This window comes from Arthrobacter sp. V1I7 (assembly GCF_030817015.1).
Lineage (GTDB): Bacteria > Actinomycetota > Actinomycetes > Actinomycetales > Micrococcaceae > Arthrobacter.
The window spans coordinates 4,046,219-4,069,884 of sequence record NZ_JAUSYS010000001.1; the positions used below are offsets into that span (position 1 = coordinate 4,046,219).

17 protein-coding genes are annotated in these 23,666 nt (G+C 65.4%); 11 read left to right on the forward strand and 6 right to left on the reverse strand.

Translation table 11 applies throughout. The annotated features are described in order from the left end of the window. Window positions 1–5: 5 nt before the first annotated feature. The gene (locus tag QFZ69_RS18535; protein WP_373461729.1) at window positions 6–1,058 is read right to left on the reverse strand and encodes an ABC transporter permease; all 1,053 of its coding nucleotides are present in this window, start codon (window positions 1,056–1,058) and stop codon (window positions 6–8) included. Next, window positions 1,055–2,575 carry a sugar ABC transporter ATP-binding protein gene (locus tag QFZ69_RS18540; protein WP_306913473.1) on the reverse strand — a complete coding sequence of 507 codons (1,521 nt, stop codon included), beginning with the start codon at window positions 2,573–2,575 and terminating at the stop codon, window positions 1,055–1,057. Before QFZ69_RS18540 ends, QFZ69_RS18535 begins: the two co-directional genes overlap by 4 nt. A gap of 154 nt (window positions 2,576–2,729) precedes the next feature. Between QFZ69_RS18540 and QFZ69_RS18545 the strand changes: the two genes are divergently transcribed. From QFZ69_RS18545 to QFZ69_RS18560, 4 genes are all read left to right on the forward strand, one after another. Further along, entirely contained in the window at window positions 2,730–3,773 is a 1,044-nt protein-coding gene (locus QFZ69_RS18545) for a substrate-binding domain-containing protein (RefSeq protein ID WP_306913475.1), read from the forward strand. A gap of 87 nt (window positions 3,774–3,860) precedes the next feature. Beyond that, window positions 3,861–5,033 (forward strand): Gfo/Idh/MocA family protein, encoded by a 1,173-nt coding sequence (locus QFZ69_RS18550; protein ID WP_306913476.1) that lies wholly within the window; start codon window positions 3,861–3,863, stop codon window positions 5,031–5,033. Between the two features lie 367 nt (window positions 5,034–5,400). Continuing rightward, complete coding sequence (locus QFZ69_RS18555; RefSeq protein ID WP_307000480.1) at window positions 5,401–6,633, forward strand: IS256 family transposase; 1,233 nt, start codon at window positions 5,401–5,403, stop codon at window positions 6,631–6,633. 284 nt (window positions 6,634–6,917) lie between these two features. Next, the gene (locus QFZ69_RS18560) at window positions 6,918–8,141 is read left to right on the forward strand and encodes an IS110 family transposase (RefSeq protein ID WP_306912914.1); all 1,224 of its coding nucleotides are present in this window, start codon (window positions 6,918–6,920) and stop codon (window positions 8,139–8,141) included. Window positions 8,142–8,538: 397 nt separating this feature from the next. Here QFZ69_RS18560 and idi read toward each other — a convergent pair whose 3' ends face one another. The 4 genes from idi to QFZ69_RS18580 all read right to left on the reverse strand — a co-directional run bounded on the left by idi (window position 8,539) and on the right by QFZ69_RS18580 (window position 14,954). Continuing rightward, complete coding sequence (gene idi, locus QFZ69_RS18565; protein WP_306913478.1) at window positions 8,539–9,060, reverse strand: isopentenyl-diphosphate Delta-isomerase; 522 nt, start codon at window positions 9,058–9,060, stop codon at window positions 8,539–8,541. A gap of 246 nt (window positions 9,061–9,306) precedes the next feature. Next, complete coding sequence (locus QFZ69_RS18570) at window positions 9,307–12,432, reverse strand: PQQ-dependent sugar dehydrogenase (RefSeq protein ID WP_306913480.1); 3,126 nt, start codon at window positions 12,430–12,432, stop codon at window positions 9,307–9,309. A 102-nt stretch (window positions 12,433–12,534) separates the two neighbouring features. Next, window positions 12,535–13,530: a hypothetical protein gene (locus QFZ69_RS18575; RefSeq protein ID WP_307000332.1), complete on the reverse strand. Its 996-nt coding sequence runs from the start codon at window positions 13,528–13,530 to the stop codon at window positions 12,535–12,537. Window positions 13,531–13,592: 62 nt separating this feature from the next. Next, a complete protein-coding gene (locus QFZ69_RS18580; protein WP_306913483.1) occupies window positions 13,593–14,954 on the reverse strand; it encodes a ThuA domain-containing protein in 1,362 nt (453 codons plus the stop codon). A 480-nt stretch (window positions 14,955–15,434) separates the two neighbouring features. On the opposite strand from QFZ69_RS18580, the gene QFZ69_RS18585 reads away from it, so the two are divergent. From QFZ69_RS18585 to QFZ69_RS18615, 7 genes are all read left to right on the forward strand, one after another. Further along, a complete protein-coding gene (locus QFZ69_RS18585) occupies window positions 15,435–16,655 on the forward strand; it encodes a Gfo/Idh/MocA family protein (protein WP_306913484.1) in 1,221 nt (406 codons plus the stop codon). Between the two features lies 1 nt (window position 16,656). Continuing rightward, window positions 16,657–17,679: a sugar phosphate isomerase/epimerase gene (locus tag QFZ69_RS18590; protein WP_306913485.1), complete on the forward strand. Its 1,023-nt coding sequence runs from the start codon at window positions 16,657–16,659 to the stop codon at window positions 17,677–17,679. A gap of 91 nt (window positions 17,680–17,770) precedes the next feature. Further along, window positions 17,771–19,321, forward strand: a complete 1,551-nt coding sequence (locus tag QFZ69_RS18595; RefSeq protein WP_306913486.1) for a sugar ABC transporter ATP-binding protein — start codon at window positions 17,771–17,773, stop codon at window positions 19,319–19,321. Then, window positions 19,318–20,355: an ABC transporter permease gene (locus QFZ69_RS18600; RefSeq protein WP_306913488.1), complete on the forward strand. Its 1,038-nt coding sequence runs from the start codon at window positions 19,318–19,320 to the stop codon at window positions 20,353–20,355. Before QFZ69_RS18595 ends, QFZ69_RS18600 begins: the two co-directional genes overlap by 4 nt. Next, window positions 20,352–21,464 carry an ABC transporter permease gene (locus QFZ69_RS18605; RefSeq protein WP_306913489.1) on the forward strand — a complete coding sequence of 371 codons (1,113 nt, stop codon included), beginning with the start codon at window positions 20,352–20,354 and terminating at the stop codon, window positions 21,462–21,464. Before QFZ69_RS18600 ends, QFZ69_RS18605 begins: the two co-directional genes overlap by 4 nt. Beyond that, the gene (locus tag QFZ69_RS18610) at window positions 21,464–22,687 is read left to right on the forward strand and encodes a substrate-binding domain-containing protein (protein ID WP_306913492.1); all 1,224 of its coding nucleotides are present in this window, start codon (window positions 21,464–21,466) and stop codon (window positions 22,685–22,687) included. Before QFZ69_RS18605 ends, QFZ69_RS18610 begins: the two co-directional genes overlap by 1 nt. Window positions 22,688–22,807: 120 nt before the next feature. Further along, on the forward strand, window positions 22,808–23,665 hold the full coding sequence (locus QFZ69_RS18615) for a sugar phosphate isomerase/epimerase (RefSeq protein ID WP_306913495.1): 858 nt from the start codon (window positions 22,808–22,810) through the stop codon (window positions 23,663–23,665). Window position 23,666 lies beyond the last annotated feature (1 nt).

A 23,666-nucleotide genomic window follows, 5' to 3' on the forward strand; every position in this document is an offset into this window, starting at 1 on the left:
CGCGCCTAGCTTTTCCCGCTGCGCGGACCGCGTGCCGCGAAGCGCTGCTGCAGCAGGACCGCGACGACGATGATCAGGCCCTTGGCGAGTGCCTGCACGGAGGTGTCCATGTTGTTCTGGGTGAAGACGTTGGTCAGGGTGCTGAAGATCAGCACGCCCAGAACGGTGCCCATGATCGTGCCGCGCCCGCCGATGAGCAGCGTCCCGCCGACGACGACGGCGGCGATGGCATCCAGCTCAAGGAGCATGCCGTGGGTCGAGGTTCCTGCGGTGGTGCGGCCGAGCATCATCACGCCGGCGATACCCGCGGCAAGCCCGGCGAGCATGTACAGGTAGACGAGGTGGCGCTTGACCCTGATTCCGGCGAGCCGGGATGCTTCGAGGTTTCCGCCGATGGCGATTGTCCGGCGGCCGAAGGTGGTGCGGTTGAGGAGGAACCAGCTGGCCGCGGCCACAAGGACGAAAATCCAGATCAGGACGGGGATTCCCAGCACTTCGGCGCGCATGACCTGCAGGAAGTCGCGGTTGGTGACAATCTGCGTGCGGCGGCCCGAGATGAGTTCGGCCAGGCCGCGCGCGCCGACCAGCATGGCCAGGGTGGCAATGAAGGCCACCACGTTGCCATAGGCGATGACGAGCCCGTTGATCAGGCCGGCGCCGAGGCCAACCGCGAGTGGCACAAGAACAATGAGGACCCAGGAGGACTGTGTTGCTGCCAGCTGGACGCTGGCCAGGCTTGCCACCACCGTGGTCAGGCCCAGGACCGAACCGACGGAGAGGTCGATGCCGCCTGCGGTGATCACAAACGTGACCCCGATGCTGAGCACACCGATAATGGAGGCGTACCGGAGGATGGTCAGGATGTTCTCAAGGTTGAGGAACCGGTCGCCGCTGGTGGCGGCACCCACCACGAAGAGCAGCGCGAGAGCGATCACCAGCCCCAGGCTGCGGCCCGCGGGACCCCGCAGGAAGTTCTGCAGGGGATTGGCCCTGGGGGCGCTGTGGTCGGCCGGCGCGACGGTACGCGGCTCGGCCACCTTGGTATTCTGCTCGCTCACGCGGCACTTCCCTTCATGACGAGGTCGAGCACTCCGTGCTCGTCTATGTCGCTTGCTTTGGTTTGGGTGAGGACCTTGCCGTCATCGATCACGAGGACAGTGTCGGCGAGGCCCAGGACTTCCTCGATTTCGCTTGAAACGACGATGATCGCCGTCCCGGCCGCGGCGAGCCTGTCGATGAGCGCGTAGATTTCGGCACGTGCGCCGACGTCCACACCGCGGGTGGGCTCGTCCAGCAGCAGCACCGGTGTTCCGTGCAGCAGCCAGCGGGCAAGGAGGATTTTCTGCTGGTTTCCGCCGGACAGCGTCCGGGCGGGCCGGTCGGGATCAGCCGGACGCAACTCCAGCGCCGCGATCTGCTCGCGTGCGGCGTCACGCTCCGCCGCTTCGTTCAAATGCCCGGCCCGGGCGAAACGCTCAAAGGTTGAGAGCGTAACGTTCTTGAAAACGGGCTCGTCCAGGATGAGCCCCTGGCTTTTGCGTTCCTCCGGCGAGAGGCCGATTCCGGCGTTGACGGCAGACGTTACGGATCCCGGCCGCAGGGCCTTTCCGTTCACAGTCACCCGGCCCGAGGAGGCCTTGCGGGCGCCGTAAATGGTCTCGAGGATCTCGGAGCGCTTCGAACCCACCAGGCCTGCGAAACCGAGAATTTCGCCGGCCCGCACAGTGAAGCTGACCTTATCGAAGTGCCCGGCAAGCTCGAGGTTGTCCACGTCGAGCACCACCGGGGCATCGACCGGGACCGGCTTCCTCTCCGGGAAAACATTTTCCACATCCCGGCCCGTCATCAGGCGAATAAGCTCCGACTTCGGCGTATCGGTCACATTCAGGCCATTTGCCGTGCTGCGCCCATCCTTGATCACCGAGATGCGGTCACCGATCTGCCGGATTTCTTCCAGCCGGTGCGAAATGTACACGACGGCGATGCCCTGCGCGGTGAGTTCACGAACCACACGGAACAGGTTTGACACTTCACCGGAGTCGAGGATGGCACTGGGTTCATCCATGATGATCAGCTTGGTATCGCGCGACAAGGCGCGTGCCATGCTGACGATCTGCTTGTTGGCGGCAGACAGCGTGCCTACCTCCGTGGACGGCGAAAGACTGCCGTGCCCGAGCCGCTTGAGGAGGGTACGCGCAATAGCGTTCGCCTTCTTCACATGGAGCACGCCCCCGGTTGCGCGTTCGTGGCCGAGGAAGATGTTCTCGGTGACGGTAAGTCCATCCACGACGTCGAGCTCCTGGTACATGGTCGCAATGCCCAGATCGAGCGCAGCAGTGGGACCAGGGAGTGTAATTTGTTTGCCCTCCCAGCGGATTTCCCCGCTGTCAGGCTGGTGGACGCCGGAGAGCGTCTTGATGAGGGTGGACTTGCCCGCTCCGTTCTGGCCCATGACACAGTGAACTTCTCCCGGAAGTACCTGCAGGTCGACGCCTTTCAGCGCCTGGACACCAGCAAAACGCTTGGTAAGTCCCCGAACTTCGAGCAACGGCTGTGGCTGATCTTCTTCGAACATGCGACGAAGCTAACACATTATGTCGGTGATCGCTATAAAGTCGTCGATTTCCTCCGCTCTTCTGTTATTGTGATAGCTGTCACGCAGAGTAGCGGGCATGAAAAGAGCATGCTGCACCAAGCGAAGACTCACTTAACTCACTGAGGAGATACACATGCTTGCAGTTCGTACGGGCCGGAAGATGCTCGTCACCACCGGTGCCCTCCTTGCTGTCGGCACCCTTGTTACCGGCTGTACAGCAGGGGCGGGCGAGACCAGCACCCAGCCGACCAACGCTTCGGTGGAAGGCAACCAGGCCAGCGGTGACACCGTAGTCATCGGCTTCTCCGGCCCCGCGGCAGACCACGGCTGGCTGGGCGCCATCAACGCCGGAGCTATTGCCGAGGCGAAGAAGTACAGCGACATCGACCTGCGGGTGGCTGAGGGAACCAACGACGCGAACCTGCAGATCAGCCAGGTAGAGCAGTTCATCAACGACCGCGTCGACGCCATCGTGCTGCTGCCTACGGACGGCGCTGCCCTTACCCCGGTTGCCATCCAGGCTATGGAAGCCGGTATCCCCGTAATCAACGTCGACCGGGAATTCTCGAGCTCCTTTGCGGCACGCACCACCATCCTGGGCGATAACTACGGAATGGGCGTCAGTGCCGGCACCTACATTTGCGAGCAGCTCGCAGACAATAAAGATGCCGTCGTCGCCGAGGTCGCAGGCATCGACTCGTTGCCCCTGACGCAGGAGCGCAGCAAGGGCTTCGCAGACTCGCTGGAATCCTGCGGCCTTAACGTAGACAACCGCGTCGCGGCCGACTTCACCGTCCAGGGCGGTGAAGCAGCGACGTCACAGCTCCTGTCGGCGGCCCCGAAGATCGACGCCATCTGGAACCACGACGACGATCAGGGCATCGGCGTCCTGGCCGCCGTCGACAACGCAGGCCGCAGCGAGTTCCTCATGGTCGGTGGCGCCGGCTCGGCCAACGCCATGCGCGAGATCCAGTCCGGCGCGAGCGTCCTCAAAGCTACCGTCATTTACCCCTCCACCCAAGCGGCAGACGGCATCCGCCTCGCTCGCTTGATCTCCCAAAACAAGGCCATGAGCGATCTCGTGGAAGTGGAAGTCCCGAAGCGCGTCGTTCTGAACGCACCGGTTGTCAACGGCGAGAACGTCGAGCAGTACCTGCCGACCGCCTTCGAATCGTAGGACGGTGAGGGGGTGGGCGCCTTGCCGCTGGCAGGGCGCCCACGCTCGATCCAACTGTTTTTACAACGCCGCCGGATAAGAGGAATCATGCTGAACGACACACCACCCCTGAGGGTTGCCCTAATCGGACACGGATTTATGGGGGCTGCCCATTCGCAGGGATGGCGGGTCGCACCGCGATTCTATGACCTGCCAGCCCGGCCGGAAATGGCCCTGCTGGTGGGACGCAATGCCCGCCGAGTGGAGGCATCGGCGAAAAAATGGGGTTGGGAAGAAACTGAGACCGACTGGCGGGCTGCCATCGCCCGCGACGACATTGACGTGATCGACATCGTTACACCCGGCGGCTCTCACGCCGAGATCGCAATTGCCGCGCTTGAGGCGGGTAAGCACGTACTGTGCGAGAAGCCTCTCGCAAACACTCTTGACGAAGCTGAAGCAATGGCCGCCGCCGCGGACCGCGCCCGTAAGGGCGTCTTCGCAATGGTCGGCTTCACCTACCGTCGCGTTCCGGCGGCAACCTTCGCAAGGGACCTGGTTCAATCCGGCGCGATCGGCGAAATCCGCCAGGTGCGCGCCGCATACCTGCAGGATTGGCTGGGTGATCCTGAATCCCCGCTGACGTGGCGCCTCCAGAAAGAGCACGCGGGGTCCGGGGCGCTCGGCGACCTCGGCGCACACGCGGTCGATCTCTCCCAGTTCATCACCGGCCAGAAGATCACCGGCGTCAGCGGCATCCTGAACACTTTCGTCCACGAGCGCCCGCTGCTCGGCGCGGCATCAGGGCTGGCGGGCACCGCGGCAGCCGAGCGCGGCAACGTCAGCGTGGATGATCTCGCCCTGTTCAGCGGCCGTTTCGACGGCGGCGCCGTCGGCTCGTTCGAAGCCACACGGATGTCCACCGGCCGCAAAAACGCGCTCCGCATTGAAGTGGCCGGCTCCACCGGCGCCATCTCCTTCGACTTGGAGAACATGAACTCCCTCGGCTTTTACGATGCAACGGCATCCGACACCCGCCAGGGATTCACCACCATCATGGTCACCGAACCCGCTCACCCCTACATGTCTGCCTGGTGGCCAACCGGACATGCCCTGGGCTACGATCACGCCTTCGCCCACCAGGCAAAGGACTTCGTCGAAGCCATCGCTGAAGGCCGCCGGCCGGAACCGTCCTTCGCCGACGGCCTACAGGTGCAGAAGGTACTTCACGGCGTGGAGCGCAGCGCGCAAGCAGACAGCATCTGGACCAAAACCATCTAGTACCTGCTCTTTTCCAGCCTGCGCCAGCCAGAGGACCAAAATGCCCACTCCATCCGGCGATAGCAGCTCCATCCAGTCCGGGAAGCCCTCAAGGCCGATCGGGAGGAGGCGCTGGCCGGAGGACCGGGCACTGCGCGCGCACTCTGCCGAAGCTGTGGTCCCTCAGCTCCACAACCAATCCCCGGAAGCCTCCGAACAGCCGAGGGCTGTACTGCGCGCGTTCTACAGCGCTCTCGCGACTTTATAGTCTGACGGGACTGTAATTTAAACGGTGTAACTCCAGAGAATTAGGAGGTTGCCGTGACTGATGTGATTAGTGATGTGACTGCTGCGACGAGCATGGTTTGCGCCGGCTCCGGCGGACGCGCTGGATGAGCAGTTGGTGCAGCAGCTGAGTGAGCGGGCGCGTGCGGAAGGCCTGCGGCTGACCGGTGAGGGCGGGCTGCTGTCCCGGCTGACGAAGATGGTCGTGGAATCGGCGCTGGAGGGCGAGATGGAGGACCATCTGGGCTACGCCCGGCACGATCCGGCTGGCAGGGACGGCGGGAACTCGCGGAACGGCACCCGGTCCAAGGAGCTGTTGACCGAGGCCGGTCCGGTGCAGATCGCGGTGCCGCGGGATCGGGACGGCTCGTTCACCCCGGAGCTGGTCAGGAAGCGGCAGCGCCGCCTGTCCGGGCTCGATGACCTGGTCATCTCGCTGTCCGCCAAGGGACTCACGCACGGGGAGATCTGCGCCCACCTGGCCGAGGTCTACGGCGCGGAGGTCTCCAAGCAGACGATCTCCACCATCACGGAGAAGGTCTTGGAGGGTTTGTCGGCCTGGCAGAGCCGGCCGCTGGATCCGGTCTATCCGGTGATCTTCATCGACGCGGTGAACGTGAAGATCCGCGACGGGCAGGTCACGAACCGGCCGATCTACGTGGCGCTGGCGGTGACCTGCGAGGGCACCCGTGACATCCTTGGGCTCTGGGCCGGCGAGCACGGTGACAGGGAGGGGACGAAGTACTGGCTGCGGGTCCTGTCCGAGATCAAGAACCGCGGCACCCAGGACTGCCTGATTGTGGTCTGTGACGGGCTCAAGGGCCTGCCCGAGGCCATCGCCACCGTCTGGCCTCAGACGATCACCCAGACCTGCATTGTTCACCTTTTGCGCAACTCGTTCCGCTACGCGTCGAAGAAGGACTGGTCCGCGATCGCGAAGGACCTCAAGCCCGTCTACACGGCGGCGTCGGAATCCGATGCCCTGGACCGGTTCGTGGAGTTCAGCGAGAAGTGGGAAAAGCGCTACCCGGCGATCATCCGGCTCTGGACCAACGCCTGGGCCGAATTCGTGCCCTTCCTGCAGTTCGACCGCGAGATCCGCACCATCATCTGCACGACCAACGCCATAGAGAGCATCAACGCGCGCATCCGGCGAGCCGTGAATGCCCGCGGACACTTCCCCACGGAGCAGGCCGCGCTCAAATGCGTCTATCTGGCGGTCATGAGTCTGGACCCCACCGGGACGGGCCGACAACGCTGGTCCAACCGCTGGAAGGCTGCGCTCAATGCCTTCGAAGTCACCTTCGACGGACGCCTGTCCGCCGGCAAGAAATAAAATCAAAACCAGTTACACCGAAAACTTGACGCTGATACTGGAAGGGTCCGGGAATGCAGTGACCCGATACTTGACTGGCGGCCCCCTTCGGGGGACCTGTCCTTGACCTGATTTGTCCTGCGTTCCCGGGACCAGCCGTGGGCTCTGCCGGTTCATGACCTCATAGGAGCATGACCGATCCCATGACCAGTTGGCCCTGCCATGGTGCGCGTCCCTTCAGCGTCCTGTCTGCGGCCGACAGGGCCAACGGTGACAACCCGAACCGTTGCTTGGAAGGACACCATATGCCACACGCGAGAGCGGATGTCGACGCGGCCGGACGCGTCGCCGGGGTCGACACCCACACCGACACTCACACCCTTGCCATTCTCACCGAGAACGGCGCGGTGGTCTCCACCGCGACGTTCACGGCGGACAGCCGTGGCTATGCCGCGCTCATCGATGCCGTAGCCTCAGCCGGCCCCGTCCGGGGGATCGGTGTCGAGGGCACCAACTCCTACGGCGCCGGCCTGACCCGGGCCCTTCAGTCCGCCGGACACACCGTGCTGGAAGTCCTGCGCCCTACCCGGCAGGTGCGCCGGATGAATGGGAAATCAGATCCTGTCGACGCAGTCGAAGCTGCCCGTACGGTGCTTTCCGGCCGTGGCATCTCCATCCCGAAAGACACCAACACCGCCGCTGAATCCATCCGATTCCTGCTCGGCGCGCGGAAACGGTTCGTCTCCTCCATGACCTCGATCTCCAACGCCATTAAAGGGCTGCTGATCACCGCTCCAGAACCGGTCCGCGCCAGATACCGGGACCTGGACACGGACGCGCTGCTGCGCCGTCTGGCCAGTAGTCGTCCTGGATCCGATCTGGCCGGCCCTGAAGACGCCGCCGGGCTGGCCCTGAAGACGATGGCTTGCGCCCACCAGGAGCTCTCAGACCGCGTCGCCGGCATCGAGACGCAATTGCATGAACTCGTCCAGGCGCACCACCCAGCATTGCTGGATGTCTACGGCGTCGGGACCCTGGTCGCCGCGCAACTCGTCGTGACCGCGGGCGGCAACCCAGAGCGGATCCGCAACGAAGCGTCGTTCGCCGCGCTCTGCGGCGCCGCGCCAATCCCGGCGTCCTCCGGGCGCACCACCCGCCACCGGCTCAACCGTGGCGGCGACAGACAGGGTAACGCCGCCCTCCACCGCATCGCACTCGTCCGAATGCGCCACGACCCCAAAACCCGCGCCTACGTCGAGCGCCGCACACAGGATGGCAAGAGCAAGAAGGAAATCATCCGCTGCCTCAAAAGGGCCATCGTCCGAGAGATCTACCGCATCCTTACCAGCCCAGCAGTAAGGACGGTCCAAGCCGACCTCCGCGCCATTCGCACGAAAAAGAACATCACCCTCAGTCAAGTGGCCGTAGCCTTAAGCACGTGGCCCGCCCGGATCTCCGATATCGAGCGCAAAGCCCGGCCGCTGCCCGAACTCGCCGATCGCTACAGAAACTGGCTCGCCACCGCTTGACACACGATAGGAGCATCAGACCCAGTCTGACGGGCAGGTAGCTCGTTTTAAGTAGTTTCGTCCCGGATTATTAGGGATTGTTTCCTGAATCAGGACTAAACCATCGGCCGCTCCCGGGGCGGACCAGATGGTAAGGGCCGGAAAGCCAGGATGGACCTTACAATCGCAAGGACGGGAATCCCGGGCAGGTTCTGCAGGTCGCGCCCTCGTCAACACCGTAGGCAATGCGCGGATGGGAAAGTGTTAGCGGTCGTCCTACGCGGACCTGGACCCAGGCCAGGTCCTGGAAGGTCAAGGAACAGCTGCGGATACTGCTCCGCACGAACTCCCTTGCGTTGACGCCGCCACCACCGGCAAGGTGGATGGTAGTGGAGCCCGGCACCTCAAGAATCCGTTATCAGGCAGGGCTTAGTTCTTTGAGTTGCAGCACGAGCCATGGACTGAAAGCCCAAGGTGCCGACTCTGCTGCCGTAACCAGGCTTGACATGGACACCCACCGATGCTCGCACACCTCTGACTGCCTGGGAACCACGCTGTCCATGGTTGCAGCTGTAAAAACAGGGCATAACTCATTTTCGACAAAGCCATTCGGATCAACAGCCCTATACCTGAACTCCGGCAGTCGCTGCTCCACATCGGAGAGCTCGATTCCGAGTTCCCACTGACCTCTTCGTCGAATAGCGTCCACCATGTCTTCGCCCGGAGCAGGGTGCCCGCAGAAGGAATTCGTCCACACTCCAGGCCAAGTAACCTTGCTGAGGGCGCGCCGGGTTACGAGCACCCGCCCCATTCGATCAAATACGTAGCAGGAAAAGGCCAAGTGCAAGGGAGTGTCAAAATCATGGATTTCCTGCTTAGACGCTGTTCCACAGGGCTGGCCGTTTGCGTCTAGGAGTACTACTAACTCTTTATCTGTCATGAAACGTACTCAACCTGGCTCCGACGATGGTGTCCAACAAAAGATGTGACTATTACGCATTTGGCATTACCGGATCAAGCGCCACAGACCATCTCCTCAGATGCCCACAGCGGCATCAAAGGCCACTAGCTCTGTTTCTCATGCTGTCAGCGGCGCCCAAGTGCATGCCGCAACGACGGCATCGGTAATGCCCGGATCGCCGCTCCCGCACCCTGAACGGTACGAGAGCGGCTCCCCGGCCAGGTGCTACCGCTGAACCACGAAGCTCCAGCTGAGGGTGGAGGAGTTCCCGGTCCTGTCGGTCGCGAGGACCCGGACCGTGTGCTCACCGAAGCTCAGTCGCTTGGACGGGACGTGGCTCAGCCGACCGGTGGACGGGTCGTAGGTGAACTCGCCGGTCTGCACGCCGTCGATGTACAGCACGAGGTCGCCTGTACCAAGCTGCGAACGGTCGTCGCGGGCGGTCGCACTGATCGTCGGCTGACGGTTGGTGGTGGTGGACCCGTCCGCCGGGGTGGGATCGGTGACCTTGGGTGCGGTGGTGTCGGCGGCCTGCTCCACGACGACCTGGACTGTGGCTGTCGCGATCCCGCCGTGGCCGTCGGACACTGTCACGGTGGCGTTGTAAGTCCCCGGGGCGGTGTAGGTGTAGCCGGGGTCCTTCGCCGTCGAAGTGTCGCTGGTCGTCCCCTGGACCCCGAAGTCCCAGGCGTAGGCCAGCGTGTCGCCGTCGGCGTCGGCACCCGCGGCGGTGAACCGGGTGGCGAGTGGGGCGCTGCCGGACGCAGGGTCGGCGGCGGCGGTCATGGTCGGTGCCGAGTTGACCCCGCGGCCGACGAACTGCAGGAAGTTGACGCTCATGATGTTCCCCGGCAACAGCGGGTTCTGCGGCACAAGCGTGTTGTCGAAGACCAGGAACAGCTCGTGCGAGCCGCCCGGGTCGGACACGGGCATCCGGACGGTAGACCAGGGCTGGTTCGTGCCGGTCCCGGTGACGCTGGCCGAGCCCACCACCGGGCCAGTCGCCGAGTCCAGGCGGGCCTGGACCGTCCCGCCGAACGGGCCGGCGGCCACGCGCAGGTCCAGCGCGGTGATGCCCGCAAGGTTAAGCGGCCCGTAAGAGGCGTAGTCGCCGTGTTCGGTCTGGGCGATGGCGCGGCCGCCACCGCCAGCCGAGTCGGTGACGTCCCCTACCGTGACGCCGCTGCTGTTGGTGAAGTGCTCGGCCTGCCGGACGCGGGTCTGCAGGACCGCCTCGGCGCTGGCGGTCAGCGGCGAGGAGGCGCCCACACCCCCGCCGTCGGTGTAGGAGACGTTGAGCACGTAGAAGATCAGCTGGTTCTCGGCCTCCCAGGCCTGCGGCGCCACGACCGTACCCTCGCACCCGGTGGTGCTCTGGTCGCCGTGCGCGTGCTCGTTGTGCCCCAGTGCGGTTTGCACCACGACCCGGGCGCAGTCGACGGGTCCATCCTCGGGGTCGGTCACGGTGACTTTGTACTGGATCCGGTCACCGCCGTCGTAGACCAGGCCTGTGGCGGGGTACTCCAGCGTAACGGTCGGCCGGGTGTTGCCGACCGTTACCGTGCGGGTGGCGGTCGCGGTCTTGCCGCTGAGGTCGGTGACGGTCAGGCGCGCCTGCTGGTCGCCGTTCTCCTGGTAGACGTGCGTCGGATTCGCCTCCGTGGAGTCGGTCGTGCCGTTCCCGTCGAAATCCCATGCGTAGCTCAGGGGCTCACCGTCGGGGTCCATCGAGCCCGCACTGGATAGGGACACCGTCAGCGGCGCCGGGCCGTTGTCCGGTGTGGCGCTGACCGTGGCGACCGGGGCGCGGGAGCCCGAGACGGAGTTGATCTTGTACAGCGCGGAGTCCGGCGCTGCGCCGGTGTAGGAGCCACTGCCGTAGTCCAGGACGTACAGGGAGCCGTCCGGCCCGAACTGCATGTCCATCGGCGCGGCGATTGTCGCGGTGTCGAAGAACGGGCTGATCGCAGTGGGCTCGCCCTCCGAGCCGACGTCGACGGTCTTGATCCAGCCGCGCGCCCAGTCCCCGACGAACACGTCTCCGTCGAGGCTCTCGGGGAACTTCACATCCGAGTCCAGCTCGGGGTTGTAGTCGTAGACGGGGCCGCCCATGGGCGCCTCGCCGCCGGTGCCGAACTCGTCTGTGGCGTTGCCGTTGTAGTGCACGGTCCCGCCGTCGTACCAGATCCACGGCTCCTGCGCCGGCGGCAGCTCGCGCAGGCCGGTGTTGCGCGGGGATTCGTTAACCGGGGCCTGGCAGTCGAACGTCGCGCCTGACTCGCCCGTCGCGAAATTGTAGTCCACGTACGGCTTGTTCGGCCCCGAGCAGTACGGCCAACCGTAATTGCCGGCCGTACGGATCTGGTTGAACTCCACGATCCCTTCGGGCCCGCGGTTCCCGTCCGCCGCTGCGGCGTCGGGACCGTACTCACCCAGGTACAGCCAGCCCGTCCGCGGGTCCACGCCCATGCGGAACGGGTTGCGGAAGCCCATCGCGTAGATCTCCGGACGCGCCTTGGCGGAGTCCACGCCGGTGTACGTCCCGCCGGGTCCGAACAGGTTGCCCTCGGGGATCGTGTAGGAGCCGTCGGCCTGCGCGTGGATGCGCAGGACCTTCCCGCGCAGGTCGTTGGTGTTGCTGGCCGTGCGCTGTGCGTCGTAGGACGGGTTGCGGGTTGGCCGCTCGTCGATCGGCGTGTAGTTGTCCGAGGAGAACGGGTTGGTGTCATCACCCGTCGACAGGAAGAGGTTGTTGTCGGCGTCAAAGGCGATGTCCCCGCCGACGTGGCAGCACAAGCCACGGTCGGACGGCACCTGGAGGATGACTTGCTCGCTGGCCAGGTCGATCGTCGTGCCCTCGAGCTTGAACCGGGACAGGTACTGCCAGCTCTGGTACGGCTCGAAGTCCGCCTCGGTGCCGTCCGTGGGCGCGTCGCCCTCGTTTATACCAGGCGTCGCCGGGTCGTCCGCGGGGGTGTCCAAGCGCGGTGCGTAGTACAGGTAGACCCAGCGGTTGGTCTCAAAGTTCGGGTCGACGGCCACGGCCTGCATGCCGTCCTCGTCGTGGGTGTACACCGGGACCCGTGCGGCCACCGAGGTGTCACCGGTCTTCGTGGTGTAGAACACCCGGCCGTCGCGCGAGGTGTGCAGCGCATCGCCGTTGGGCAGGACGGCCAGGCCGATCGGCTCGCCCGCGTCCTCGCTGCCCATGGCCAGCGTCACCTGCTCGAACTGCCCAAGCGGCAGGGGCGGCACCGTCGCCTCCGCCGTTGACGGCGCCGCCCACAGCGGGCTAGACACCACCGCGAGCAGCGCGGCAAGCGTACCGCCCAGTCGTAGAGATCTTTTCATAGTGCAGTTCCTCCTGAAATTGTTACCGACCAGTCCCGCGTGCCGCGGGTTGGTGACGTGCCGTGGCACAAGGTCTTTCGGTGGTGGCGCTGGGCGTGGGGGTCAGCCCACCCGCACCTGCGTGGTGACAGACGGGGCGAACCGGTCGTAGGCCACGTAGAGGCCGGGACGGGTGAAGGTGAGGCGCAGCTCCGTGCGGCCGACGCCGGTTGACAAGATTCCGGACTGGACCCGGCCCTCACCGTCCCACCGCCCGTCGGCAGGCACGATCGGGACTGTGTCGGCCGGGGCCGTGTGGGTCAGGTGCGGGGCCTCGTTGATCCCGAGCTCCACGGTGTGTGGCGCTCGGCTCGGGTTGCGCCACACTACCGTTCCGCCGACGGCGACATGGACCTCGGCGGGTACGGCCTGCAGCACCTCTGCCGGGGGGTTCTCCGGCTGGGGTGCGAGCAGCACAACGGTCTCGTCGACGGCTCGGTGCTCCGCGTGCGCTGCTGCTAGTCCCCTAGCCTGGCCCTTGGCCTCCGCCGCCTCCAGGGGCGGTCGGGGCGACGCGGGAGCGGGGTCCTCGACGACCTCAACGTCGACGTGCAGATGGGGGTGCACCGCACAGGTGAAGCGGTACGTCCCCGGCTCGAGGTCCTCGGAGAGCGGCAACTCGCGCTGTTCGCCCGGCAGCAGAGCGCCGAGCGAGAAGTAGCTGCGACCGTCGTAGTGCCTCGGGCCCTCGATGGGCGGCACCGGGCACCCGCTCGTGGCGTTGGCCGCTTCGCCGCCCCGGCACACGCCCCACACCCCGGGGTTCGGCGCCAGACCCCCGCCTGCCGGGATGAACAGCGGTGGGGGCGTGCCCTCGGGCGCACTGGTGAACAGGTGGTGGACCGGAGACTCGTCGTCGGGGCCGCGGCCGGGGTTGCCGCTGCGCAGGACGACTACGTCCCCCGGTGCCGCCTGCACCGTGACCGGGCGCAGGTCCACAACGTCGGCGGCGCCGAGATCAAGTACCACCTCCCGGTGGCCGTCGGGCGTCGGTGCGCCGGCATCCGTCTCACCCGGCGCCGGGGTGCACGCGGTGGTCACGGCCAGGACCGCGACCACCGCGAGCGTGAGGACTTGAGAAGTGCGAAGGTGCGCGGCCCGGCTATACGGCGTCGGCCCGGTCAGGACAACCGCCGGGGGTCGGGGCTCACCGTGATGCCCGCGACCGTGCCGGACATCGACGGCGCCAGCATGTTGTCGCCCGCGACCTGCAAGACGGCGCAGTGCGGCACGTCCTTGAGGACGACGACCTCTCGCGTTGACCCGGTCGGATTGTCCGAGCCGTAGTACCCCCACCCGGTGGTGATGCTCAGGTCGTAGTCGTCGGTGGGCAGGGTCCAGGTGAGGTCGACGGTGACGGTGGCGGTCTTGGCCCGGCTCGCGCTCAGGTCGACCACCCAGGTCTGTCCGCCCCAGCCGAGGTTGCCCGGCAGCCCGCCGGCGAGCGCCTGCGAGTCGGTGGTGCTCACGGTCCGGGGGTCAGCAGTCGCGTTGGTCTCCCGCGTGGCGGGGACGGGGCACGGCTTGCCGATGGTGTTCGGGACAGGTGCGGGTGGCTGCGGTCCGGCCGGCAGCGGCAGGTCTGCGTCGAGGCAGGCGCGGTCCGGACGAACGTCGCTCAGCCAGTCGATCGCGCTCACGATTGAGCCTTGGTAGGCCGGATCGGACCAGGTGCTGTCGTTGTGGCCCATGTTGTTGTAGAAGACGCGACCCTCGCCGTAGGTCCGCTTCCAGGCGATCGGCTGATCGTCCTCGTAGGGCTGCGACCCCGTCTGGATCCCCTCGCGCACGGATGTCTCGTCCAGCGAGAGCAGGACATCGGTCCCTGGAAGGTTGCGCGGCAGGGAGATGCCGGGGACACCACGGGCGCCGCGCCAGCGGTAGTACTCGTCGGACAGCTCGAAGGAGTCGGACCCGGCCCAGCCGGCGACTGTGGGGTCGGAGTGGTTCTCCACCTGGATTCGTGCCGGAGCGTCGCCCGCGCCGTGCGGGTGGGAGTCGAACTGCGCACCGAAGAGCTGGCTGTGTTCGGCCCACCCGTACTCGCTGTCCAGGGCGGCGTGGATGCCGAGGTTCCCGCCGCCACAGCTCGACCAGCGCATGACCTCCTCGCGCTGCTGCTCAGTCATCGGAGCCTTGCCCGTTGTGCTGACCCACATGAGCACGTCGTAGTTGCGCAGGTTCGCCATGGACAGGTCCGCGGGGTTCTCGGTGACCGTCGCGGAGAATTTCCCCTCCTTCTGGGCGAGCTCGAGCATGGTCTTCTCGCCTGTGGTGATGCTCGGGTGGCGGAAGCCGTAGGCGCCGCCCCAGACGAGCACTCGGGGCGAGTCGTCGGCGGGCTCTACCGCCGCTGCGGCCGGGCTTAGGGCCCCCACCGCCAGCACGACCGGCAACAGGGCGGTCGCGACACGTAGGGTCCTCGCGCGGTGCTGCGCACGGCGGGGAGGCTGATTGGCTGGCGTAGGGGCGTCATTGTCCATTCGCGAGACACTACCGGCATTTAGGTCGGCACACAAGCAAAAGTTGCACGTGCTGCGACAGAGCTTCAGTGGACTGGCCGAGTGGCAGTCGGCCCTAGGGAAATCCAGTGCGTGGGCCCGGCGGCAGTGGAACAGGCAAGGCCTTGACGGGGAGCTAGGTGCGGGTTCGAGCCCTGCTGGAGGATATCCGCCGCACTCCACTACGTCCCTATTCAGTGCAGGGGGAGGGGATGACGAGCGCTTTCCGCCATACAACATAATCGATACGTCGCCCTCCTGACGTGACGTTGTCATCTTTTGATTGACTATCGACAAAAGCATTTGCTTTAGTTGATTGGTGACACATAGCTGAACAGCATGATCTCCATCTCGGAGTCCACGGAATCCGGAACTTTCGTGGACGCCGACAGTTCCGCTCCGGCTCCCCGGCCCTCCCCGAGGACCGGGCGCCGGAAGCCGCCACCTCTAGGAAGACCCACCATGCCACCACACGAACCACCCCAGAACCGCCCCCACCCGGAAACCAATACCCTGGGCGTGGCGATGATCGGCTACGCCTTCATGGGCAAAGCCCACTCCAACGCCTGGCGGAACGTCGCGTCCTACTTCGATGTCCCGGCCTTCGAGCAGAAAGTCCTCGTGGGCCGTGACGCCGCCGCCGTCGCCGAAGCCGCCGCGAAATACGGCTGGGGTGAAACGGCCACTGACTGGCGAGCCGTCATAGAACGCGATGACATCGACATCGTGGACATCTGCGCCCCGGGCTGGCTGCACGCCGAGATCGCCACCGCCGCCCTCGAGGCCGGCAAGCACGTGCTGCTCGAGAAGCCGCTGGCCAACACCCTCGCCGAGGCCGAAGCCATGACGGCCGCCGCCCAAAAGGCACGGGCCAAGGGCGTCCAGTCGATGGTGGGATTCAACTACCGCCGCGTCCCGGCCCTGGCCCTGGCGAAGGAACTGATCGCCGAAGGCCGGCTGGGGACCATCCGACAGGTCCGCGCTGCCTACCTGCAGGACTGGCTGGCCGACGAAACAGCCCCCATGACCTGGCGCCTGAAAAAGGAAACCGCAGGCTCCGGGGCGCTCGGGGACATCGCCTCCCACACGATCGACCAGGTCCTGTTCCTGCTCGGGGACCAGGTCACCGAAGTCTCCGGCCGCACACACACGTTCGTGGATCGCCGCCCCGGCGCGGCGGGCCTGGAGGAAGTAACGGTCGACGACGCCGCCTGGGCCACGCTGTCCCTCGCCTCCGGAGCGGTCGCCTCCGTCGAGGTCTCGCGGGTGGCCACCGGCCGGAAGAACTCGCTGAAGCTGGAGATCTACGGAGACAAGGGCGCCATCCTCTTCGACCTGGAGAACCTGAATGAACTCCGCTTCCTCGATGCCACCGCACCCGCCCGCGAGCAGGGCTTCCGCCGGATCCTGGTCAACGAACCCGAGCACCCGTATCTTGAAGCGTGGTGGCCCCAAGGCCACATCATCGGCTGGGAGCACACCTTCACCCACGAGGTCCGCGACTTCCTGCTGGCGATCGACGACGGAACCCCGCCATCGCCGTCGTTCGAGGACGGCCTCGAAGTCCAGCGGATCCTGAACGCCGTCGAAGAATCCGCCGCCGCGAAAAGCTCCACCATCCAACTGACCCGCGCCCCTGCCGGCCCGCAGACGGCACAGACCGCAACTTCTGAAGGAGCCTGATATGCCCCGCCCCTACACCCTGTTCACCGGCCAGTGGGCCGACCTCCCATTCGAGGAAGTCGCCAAGCTTGCCTCCGGCTGGGGCTACGACGGCCTCGAAATAGCCGTCTCCGGAGACCACCTGGACGCCTGGCGCTGGGACGAACCCGGCTATGTCGAGGCCAAGCTCGCCGTCCTGGACAAATACAACCTCAAGGTCTGGGCCATCTCCAACCACCTCAAGGGCCAGGCCGTGTGCGATGACCCCATCGACTTCCGCCACGAAGCCATCGTCGGGTCCAAGGTCTGGGGCGACGGCGACCCCGAAGGCGTCCGCCAACGCGCCGCGGAGGAAATGAAGCACACCGCCCGGCTCGCCAAGGCACTCGGCGTGGAGACCGTCGTCGGCTTCACCGGCTCCTCCATCTGGCAGTACGTGGCCATGTTCCCGCCCGTCCCGGAGAAGGTGATCGACGCCGGCTACCAGGACTTCGCCGACCGCTGGAACCCCATCCTTGACGTCTTCGACGAATGCGGCGTCCGCTTCGCGCACGAAGTTCATCCGTCAGAAATCGCCTACGACTACTGGACCACCGTCCGCACCCTCGAAGCGATCGGCCACCGGCCGGCGTTCGGGCTGAACTGGGATCCGTCACACTTCATGTGGCAAAGCATTGACCCGGTTTCGTTCATCTGGGACTTCAAGGACCGGATCTACCACGTCGACTGCAAGGACACCAAGCTGCGCCCCACCGGCCGGAACACCGTCCTGGGCTCGCACCTGCCCTGGGGCGACCCGCGCCGCGGCTGGGACTTCGTCTCCGCAGGCCGCGGCGACGTGCCCTGGGAATCGTCCTTCCGCGCCCTGGCCGCGATCGGCTACACCGGCCCCATCTCCGTCGAGTGGGAAGACGCCGGCATGGACCGACTGCACGGCGCCCCGGAAGCCCTCGCCGCCCTCAAAAAGTTCGACTTCCCCGCATCGAACACCTCCTTCGACGCCGCGTTCAGCGCCAAGGACCGGGCCGAAAAGCGGGAATCGTGATGGTTCGCATTCCTTGACCGGACAGAACCGGCCCTGTAACAGTTAGCTCGTGGAGGAGGCATCAATGGAGAACCACAAAGCAACTGATGCTATGTCTGCTTCCGAAGCGCTCCATGTCGGCTCGCCGGCGCCGCCTCCCATCCTGGAAGTCCGTGGCCTGACCAAGAGTTTCTTCGGGATCCCCGTACTGGAAGACGCCCACCTCAGCCTTCACCGCGGCCAGGTGCACGGTCTCGTGGGGGAAAACGGCGCCGGAAAGTCGACCCTGATGAAGGTGCTGGCCGGGGTGTACCAGCCCGACGCCGGGACCGTCCTCCTGGAGGGCCGGGAGGTTCATTTCAGCCACCCCACCAAGGCCCACGAAGCCGGGCTCTCATCGGTGTTCCAGGAGTTCAACCTCCTGCCCGACCGGACGGTGGCCGAAAACATCTACCTTGGCCGGGAGCCGCGCCGCGGGCCCCTCGTGAACAAGGCCCTGATGAATGCGAAAACGGCGGAGTTGCTCGATTCGCTGGGGATCACCGCGATCCGGCCCACCATGCAGGTGCGGAGCCTGACGGTCGCTGAGCAGCAGGTAGTGGAGATTGCGAAGGCGGTCAGCTATGACGCCCGGATCATCTCCATGGACGAGCCCACCGCCGCCCTGGCTGGTGCCGAAGTTGAACTTCTTTACCAGATCGTGGCCCGCCTCCGTGAACGTGGCACGGCGATCCTCTACGTCTCGCACCGTCTCCGCGAAGTCTTCGACCTCTGCGACGTCATCACCGTCCTGAAGGACGGCAGGGTGGTCAGCACCGTACCCGCCGCGGAACTCGACGACGCTCAGCTGGTCCGCCTGATGGTGGGCCGGCCCATATCAGCCTTCTTCCCGGACAAGCTACCCCGGGAAAACCGAGGCTCTGAGGGGTCCGAGCAGCCGATCCTCGAGTTGCAGGGCGCCGGAAACGGCCAGCTGGACGGGATCAGCCTCAGCATCCGGCCCGGTGAGATCGTCGGCCTGGCAGGGCTCCAGGGGTCCGGCCGCACGGAATTGCTTCATGCCGTCTTTGGCGCCGCGCCCTTTACCCGCGGGACGATGAAGATGGCCGGCGCGGAACTGCTGCCGAAGTCGCCGCGACAGGGCGTGCGGGCACGGATGGCCCTGATTACAGAGGACCGCAAGGCTGAGGGTTTGAGCCTGAACCAGTCCATCCTGGACAACGCGCTCAGCGTGATCAGATCCGTTTTTCCGCGCCGCACAGGAGCTGTCAGGACAGAAATCCCGGGCGTATTTTCCTCCCTCGAGGTCATAGCCCGTGACCTCGACCAGGAGGTCCAGTACCTCTCCGGCGGCAACCAGCAAAAAGTGGTCCTCGCCAAGTGGCTGGCCATCAGCCCCCGCCTCGTCCTGCTGGATGAACCAACCCGCGGAATTGATGTGGGGGCCAAGGTCGCGGTGTACCGGCTGATGCGCCAGCTCGCGGCAGAGGGCAAGGCCATCCTGATGGTGTCCAGTGAGCTCCCGGAAGTCATCGGCATGTCGGACCGGATCCTCGTGATGCGCGATGGCCGGCTCGTCGGTGAATTGCCGGCCGGAACCTCAGAGGAAGCCATCCTCCAGCTGGGAACCGGCGCCAGGACGGCCCCCGAAAGAGAGATATGAAACAGAGCGCCGGCTTTTTCCAAAGACTGTCCTCCACCCAGATCGTCTACGTTGTGGCGCTGGTGACCCTCATCCTGGGCGCCGTGCTGGTGAACTCCATCGGGCGTAGTTTTTTCAGCCCGGGAAATATCTCCAGCATCCTGACCGGAACCAGCGTTCTGGGCTTCATCGCGATCGGTCAGACACTGGTCATCCTGGCAGGCAGCCTGGACCTCTCAGTTCCCTACGTCACCAGCCTTGCCAGCCTCATTGCCGCCGGGGTGATGGCAAACAACCCAAACAACGTCCTGTCCGGAGTCCTGCTCACGCTGGCGGCGGCGGCCCTCATCGGGCTCGCGAACGGCCTCATCGTCGCCCGCCTGAACGTGCACGGATTCATCGCCACACTCGGCGTGGGCCTGATCATCAGCGGTTACCTCGCCACCAATTTCAAGGGTAGCTTCGGCCAGACACCGCTTGCGTTCCGCCTGGTCGGAGCAACCGGCCTGGGCCCGGTTCCGATCTCCACGATCATCATGCTGGCCTGTGCGGGCCTGGCCATGCTGCTCCTGCACCGCACCCGTGTGGGGCACCATCTTTACGCGGTGGGCGGCGACCTCGCTGTGGCCCGTACGTCCGGAATCCGCGTTGATGTGCCGGTCATTACGGCCCACGTCATCTGCTCAGTACTGGCAGGGATGGCAGGGCTGCTCCTTGCCAGCAGGCTGGGCGTGGGAAGTCCTACTGTAGGCTCCCAAGGCGGCTACGATCTGCTCTCCATCGCAGCAGTTGTACTCGGCGGCACGCTCCTGTCCGGTGGCAAGGGGACGATCACCGGTACTCTCGGCGGCGTACTCATCTTCGCCATGATGGACAACATCATGTCCGTCATGCAGGTCAACCCCTTCCTGAAGGACGTGGTCAGGGGCGTAGTCATTGTCGTCGCCGTCGCCGTCTACGCCCGCCGCCGGATCGTCAGCAGGCCGGACCGGTTCGCCGCAAGGGGTTCCGCTGAATCGCCCGCTGTCCAGGTTGTGCCCGCGGAGGGATCATGAGCACGGCGCTGAACTCCGACCGCAGCGCGATTCTCAAGCAGAACCGTGCCAGCCGTTCCGAGCGGCTCCTGCGCGCAGTGCGCACCCCCGGCGGCGCCGTCTTCATCCTGTTGATCGGCCTTCTGGCGGCCATCATTGTATTGAATCCGTCCTTCGGGGAGCCGGGCTCCCTCATCCGGTTCATCGGCAGGACTGCCCCCATTGCCATTGCCGCCATCGGCCAGTACTTCGTCATTGTCGGCGGGGAATTCGACCTGTCGATGGGATCGGTCGTGACCATGCAGGTCATCGTCGCCGGCAATTTGATCGGGCAGGACGATTCAAAGGTGATCCCCGTGCTGATCCTGATGCTCGTGCTGGGTGCGTTCATCGGGCTGGTGAACGGGCTGATCACCACCCTCCTGCAAGTCCCGAGTTTCATTGTCACCCTGGGCATGATGCTGGCGCTGCTCGGACTGGTCCTCTACTGGACCGGCGGTGCAGCCCAGGGAAACCCCGCGGACAGTTTCCGCCAGATCGGACGCGGCGGCATCCAGGATGTTCCCGTCCTGGACATCATTCCCTATCCCGTCATTATCCTGACGGCGGTGGCAGTCATGGCGTTCGCCCTGATGCGCCGCCCCTTCGGCCGCATGCTTATCGCGGTTGGTGACAATCCTGCGGCGGCCGCACTTGCCGGCTCGCGCGTCTGGTGGGTGCGGACGCGGGCCTTCATGATGTCCTCGCTGTCGGCAACCGTGGCCGGCATCCTGCTCGTGGGGTACGCGGGCGTGCATCCGTCGGTGGGGCGGGGTTACGAGTTCACGGCAATCACCGCCGTCGTTCTCGGGGGCGTTGTGCTGGGAGGCGGACGCGGCTGGGTTCTCTCCGCCGCGGCCGGGGCGTTCGCCCTCGAATCGCTGTTCACCCTCCTGAATTTCATAGGAGTTCAGGCGACGTGGCGGGACACAGTCCAGGGAGTCATCATCATCATCGCTGTGGCGGCAGCTTCCAGGTCATGGCAGCGCAAGCGCAAAGGAGCCAGTCTCGCTGCCCATGACGAACAGCACAAGCTGGCCGCAGCACCCATGCCCGCCGAGGGCACCGAACAAGGAGGAGAACGAGTCTGATGCGCAATAACTCTGTCCGCGTAATCGCCCTTGCCGCAGCATTGCCGCTGGCGGCCCTGACCGCGTGCACCACCACCGACCCATCCGTCACCCAGACCACGGGGGCCGGTACCGGCGCGCCGGCGGCAACCACGCCTGCCAGCCAGGACTGGTTCAGCCAGACGCTCTACGACACACAGTTCCAGCAGCGCTCGGCAAGCTTTGAAGGGAACCCCGAGCAGCCCTACCTGCAGTACATCGCGGGCGATATGACGGACACGTCCAAGTTCGCGGCCCAGGGACCGCAAAAGGTCTGCTTCGCCAACGCCTCCATCTCCAACCCCTGGCGGCAGACCGGCTGGATCACCATGAACCAGCAGCTGAAGGTGCTGCAGGGCTCCGGGGTCATCTCCGAGATGGAAACCCGGGACGCCAAGGACAACGACAACACCCAAATCGCGGACATCGACTACTTCATTGCCGAGGGCAACTGCGGTGCGTTTGTCATCTCGCCCAACTCCACCGCCGCCCTTACGCAGGCCGTCGAACGTGCCTGCCAGACCGGCAAGCCCGTGGTCGTCTTTGACCGCGGTGTGGAGACGGATTGCGCCACCACGTTCATCCACCCGATCGGCGGTTTCGCCTGGGGCATCGACACCGCCACCTTCCTGACTGACAAGCTTCAGTCCGGCGACAAGGTGGTGGCACTGCGCATCCTCCCCGGCGTGGACGTACTGGAGCACCGCTGGGCGGCGGCCAAGAAGATCTTCGAGGAAAAGGGGATCCAGGCCAAGGACTACTTCACCGGCGCCGACCCCACCGAGATCAAGAAGATCATCTCCGATGAGCTGGCAACCGGTGACGTCAAGGGCGTCTGGATGGACGCCGGAGACGGTGCGGTGGCGGCCCTTGAGGCCTTCGAGGATGCGGGCAAGGATCTGCCCGTAATGACCGGCGAGGATGAAATGAGCTTCCTGGCCAAGTGGAAGCAGTCCGGGATCGACGCGATGGCACCGGTCTACTCCAATTTCCAGTGGCGGACCCCGCTGCTGGCGTTGGAAAAGATCTTCAAGGGCGAGCAGATTCCGGCCGAATGGGTTCTGCCGCAGAAGCCCATCCTCGTGGACGAACTGGACAGCTGGCTGCAGCGCAATCAGGGGATGCCCGGCGGGCACTACGCCAAGTTCGGCGGTGAGGACCTGCCAGGCTATCCGGACGTCTGGCAGCAACGGCAGATGCCCTGACGCGGCTGGGCGGTCCCGCGAGGTTCTCCCGCGGGACCGCGGGACCGCCCCGTTGGATAGGCGTCCAGACAAGTCATCCGGCAAGTCCGGACAAGACAGCGCCCGCACATCAGGAAGGAAGTGGACAGCTTGGAGCGCCTGACCGGGATCAGCACCTGGGTCTGGGAATCCCCCCTGACCGACGCCAACCTCCCCGGTCTGCTCGAGAAAATCGCCGCTATGGGGTTCGACGCGGTCGAACTTCCGCTGGAAAACGACGGCGACTTCACGCCCGCAACCGTGCGGGAATCCCTCGCGGGCAACGGACTCAAACCTTTCCTGGTGGGGGCCATGGCACCCGGGCGGAATCTGGTGGCGGCGGATCCGGGCGACGTGAAAAAGACCCAGGCGTACCTAATGGCCTGCATCACCATGGCCAGCAGCATCGGCTCACCCACGGTCTGCGGCCCCTTCTACGCCCAAACGGGTCGAGTCTGGCGGATGTCGCCGGAACAGCGCCGCGACGCCTACGCCGAGTTGCGCCGGAACCTTGAGCCGGTCGCGGCCCGGGCCCGGGAAGCAGGTGTGGTGCTGGGGATCGAACCATTGAACAGGTATGAAACTTCGCTGATCAACACCGTAGATCAGGCGCTGGAGGCGCTGGGGCCATTGCTCGGGAACGGCGTCGGCCTCGCCTTGGACAGTTATCACCTGCACATCGAGGAGCGCTCCGTGGCCGAGGCGGTTCGGGCCGCCGGAAAGCACCTGGTTCACGTGCAGGTCTGCGGCAACGATCGGGGTGCCCCCGGCGGAGACCAGACCGATTGGAAAGGCCTCCTGCAGGCCCTGGCCGAGGTGGGGTACAGCGGACCGTTGAACATCGAAAGTTTCACCGTCGATAATGCCGCCATCGCGGTCGCGGCCTCGACCTGGCGGCCGCTGGCCCCGACCCAGGACCTGTTGGCTGAAAGAGGCCTCGCTTTCCTGCGCAGCCTCTGAG

What these genes read in the sequence shown, in the direction of transcription:
- QFZ69_RS18545 (WP_306913475.1), top strand. Translation starts at nt 2,730, where the DNA reads ATGCTTGCAGTTCGTACGGGCCGGAAGATGCTCGTCACCACCGGTGCC.
- QFZ69_RS18540 (WP_306913473.1), bottom strand. Translation starts at nt 2,575, where the DNA reads ATGTTCGAAGAAGATCAGCCACAGCCGTTGCTCGAAGTTCGGGGACTT.
- QFZ69_RS18605 (WP_306913489.1), top strand. Translation starts at nt 20,352, where the DNA reads ATGAGCACGGCGCTGAACTCCGACCGCAGCGCGATTCTCAAGCAGAAC.
- QFZ69_RS18560 (WP_306912914.1), top strand. Translation starts at nt 6,918, where the DNA reads ATGCCACACGCGAGAGCGGATGTCGACGCGGCCGGACGCGTCGCCGGG.
- QFZ69_RS18610 (WP_306913492.1), top strand. Translation starts at nt 21,464, where the DNA reads ATGCGCAATAACTCTGTCCGCGTAATCGCCCTTGCCGCAGCATTGCCG.
- QFZ69_RS18595 (WP_306913486.1), top strand. Translation starts at nt 17,771, where the DNA reads ATGTCTGCTTCCGAAGCGCTCCATGTCGGCTCGCCGGCGCCGCCTCCC.
- idi (WP_306913478.1), bottom strand. Translation starts at nt 9,060, where the DNA reads ATGACAGATAAAGAGTTAGTAGTACTCCTAGACGCAAACGGCCAGCCC.
- QFZ69_RS18600 (WP_306913488.1), top strand. Translation starts at nt 19,318, where the DNA reads ATGAAACAGAGCGCCGGCTTTTTCCAAAGACTGTCCTCCACCCAGATC.
- QFZ69_RS18570 (WP_306913480.1), bottom strand. Translation starts at nt 12,432, where the DNA reads ATGAAAAGATCTCTACGACTGGGCGGTACGCTTGCCGCGCTGCTCGCG.
- QFZ69_RS18585 (WP_306913484.1), top strand. Translation starts at nt 15,435, where the DNA reads ATGCCACCACACGAACCACCCCAGAACCGCCCCCACCCGGAAACCAAT.
- QFZ69_RS18550 (WP_306913476.1), top strand. Translation starts at nt 3,861, where the DNA reads ATGCTGAACGACACACCACCCCTGAGGGTTGCCCTAATCGGACACGGA.
- QFZ69_RS18580 (WP_306913483.1), bottom strand. Translation starts at nt 14,954, where the DNA reads ATGGACAATGACGCCCCTACGCCAGCCAATCAGCCTCCCCGCCGTGCG.
- QFZ69_RS18590 (WP_306913485.1), top strand. Translation starts at nt 16,657, where the DNA reads ATGCCCCGCCCCTACACCCTGTTCACCGGCCAGTGGGCCGACCTCCCA.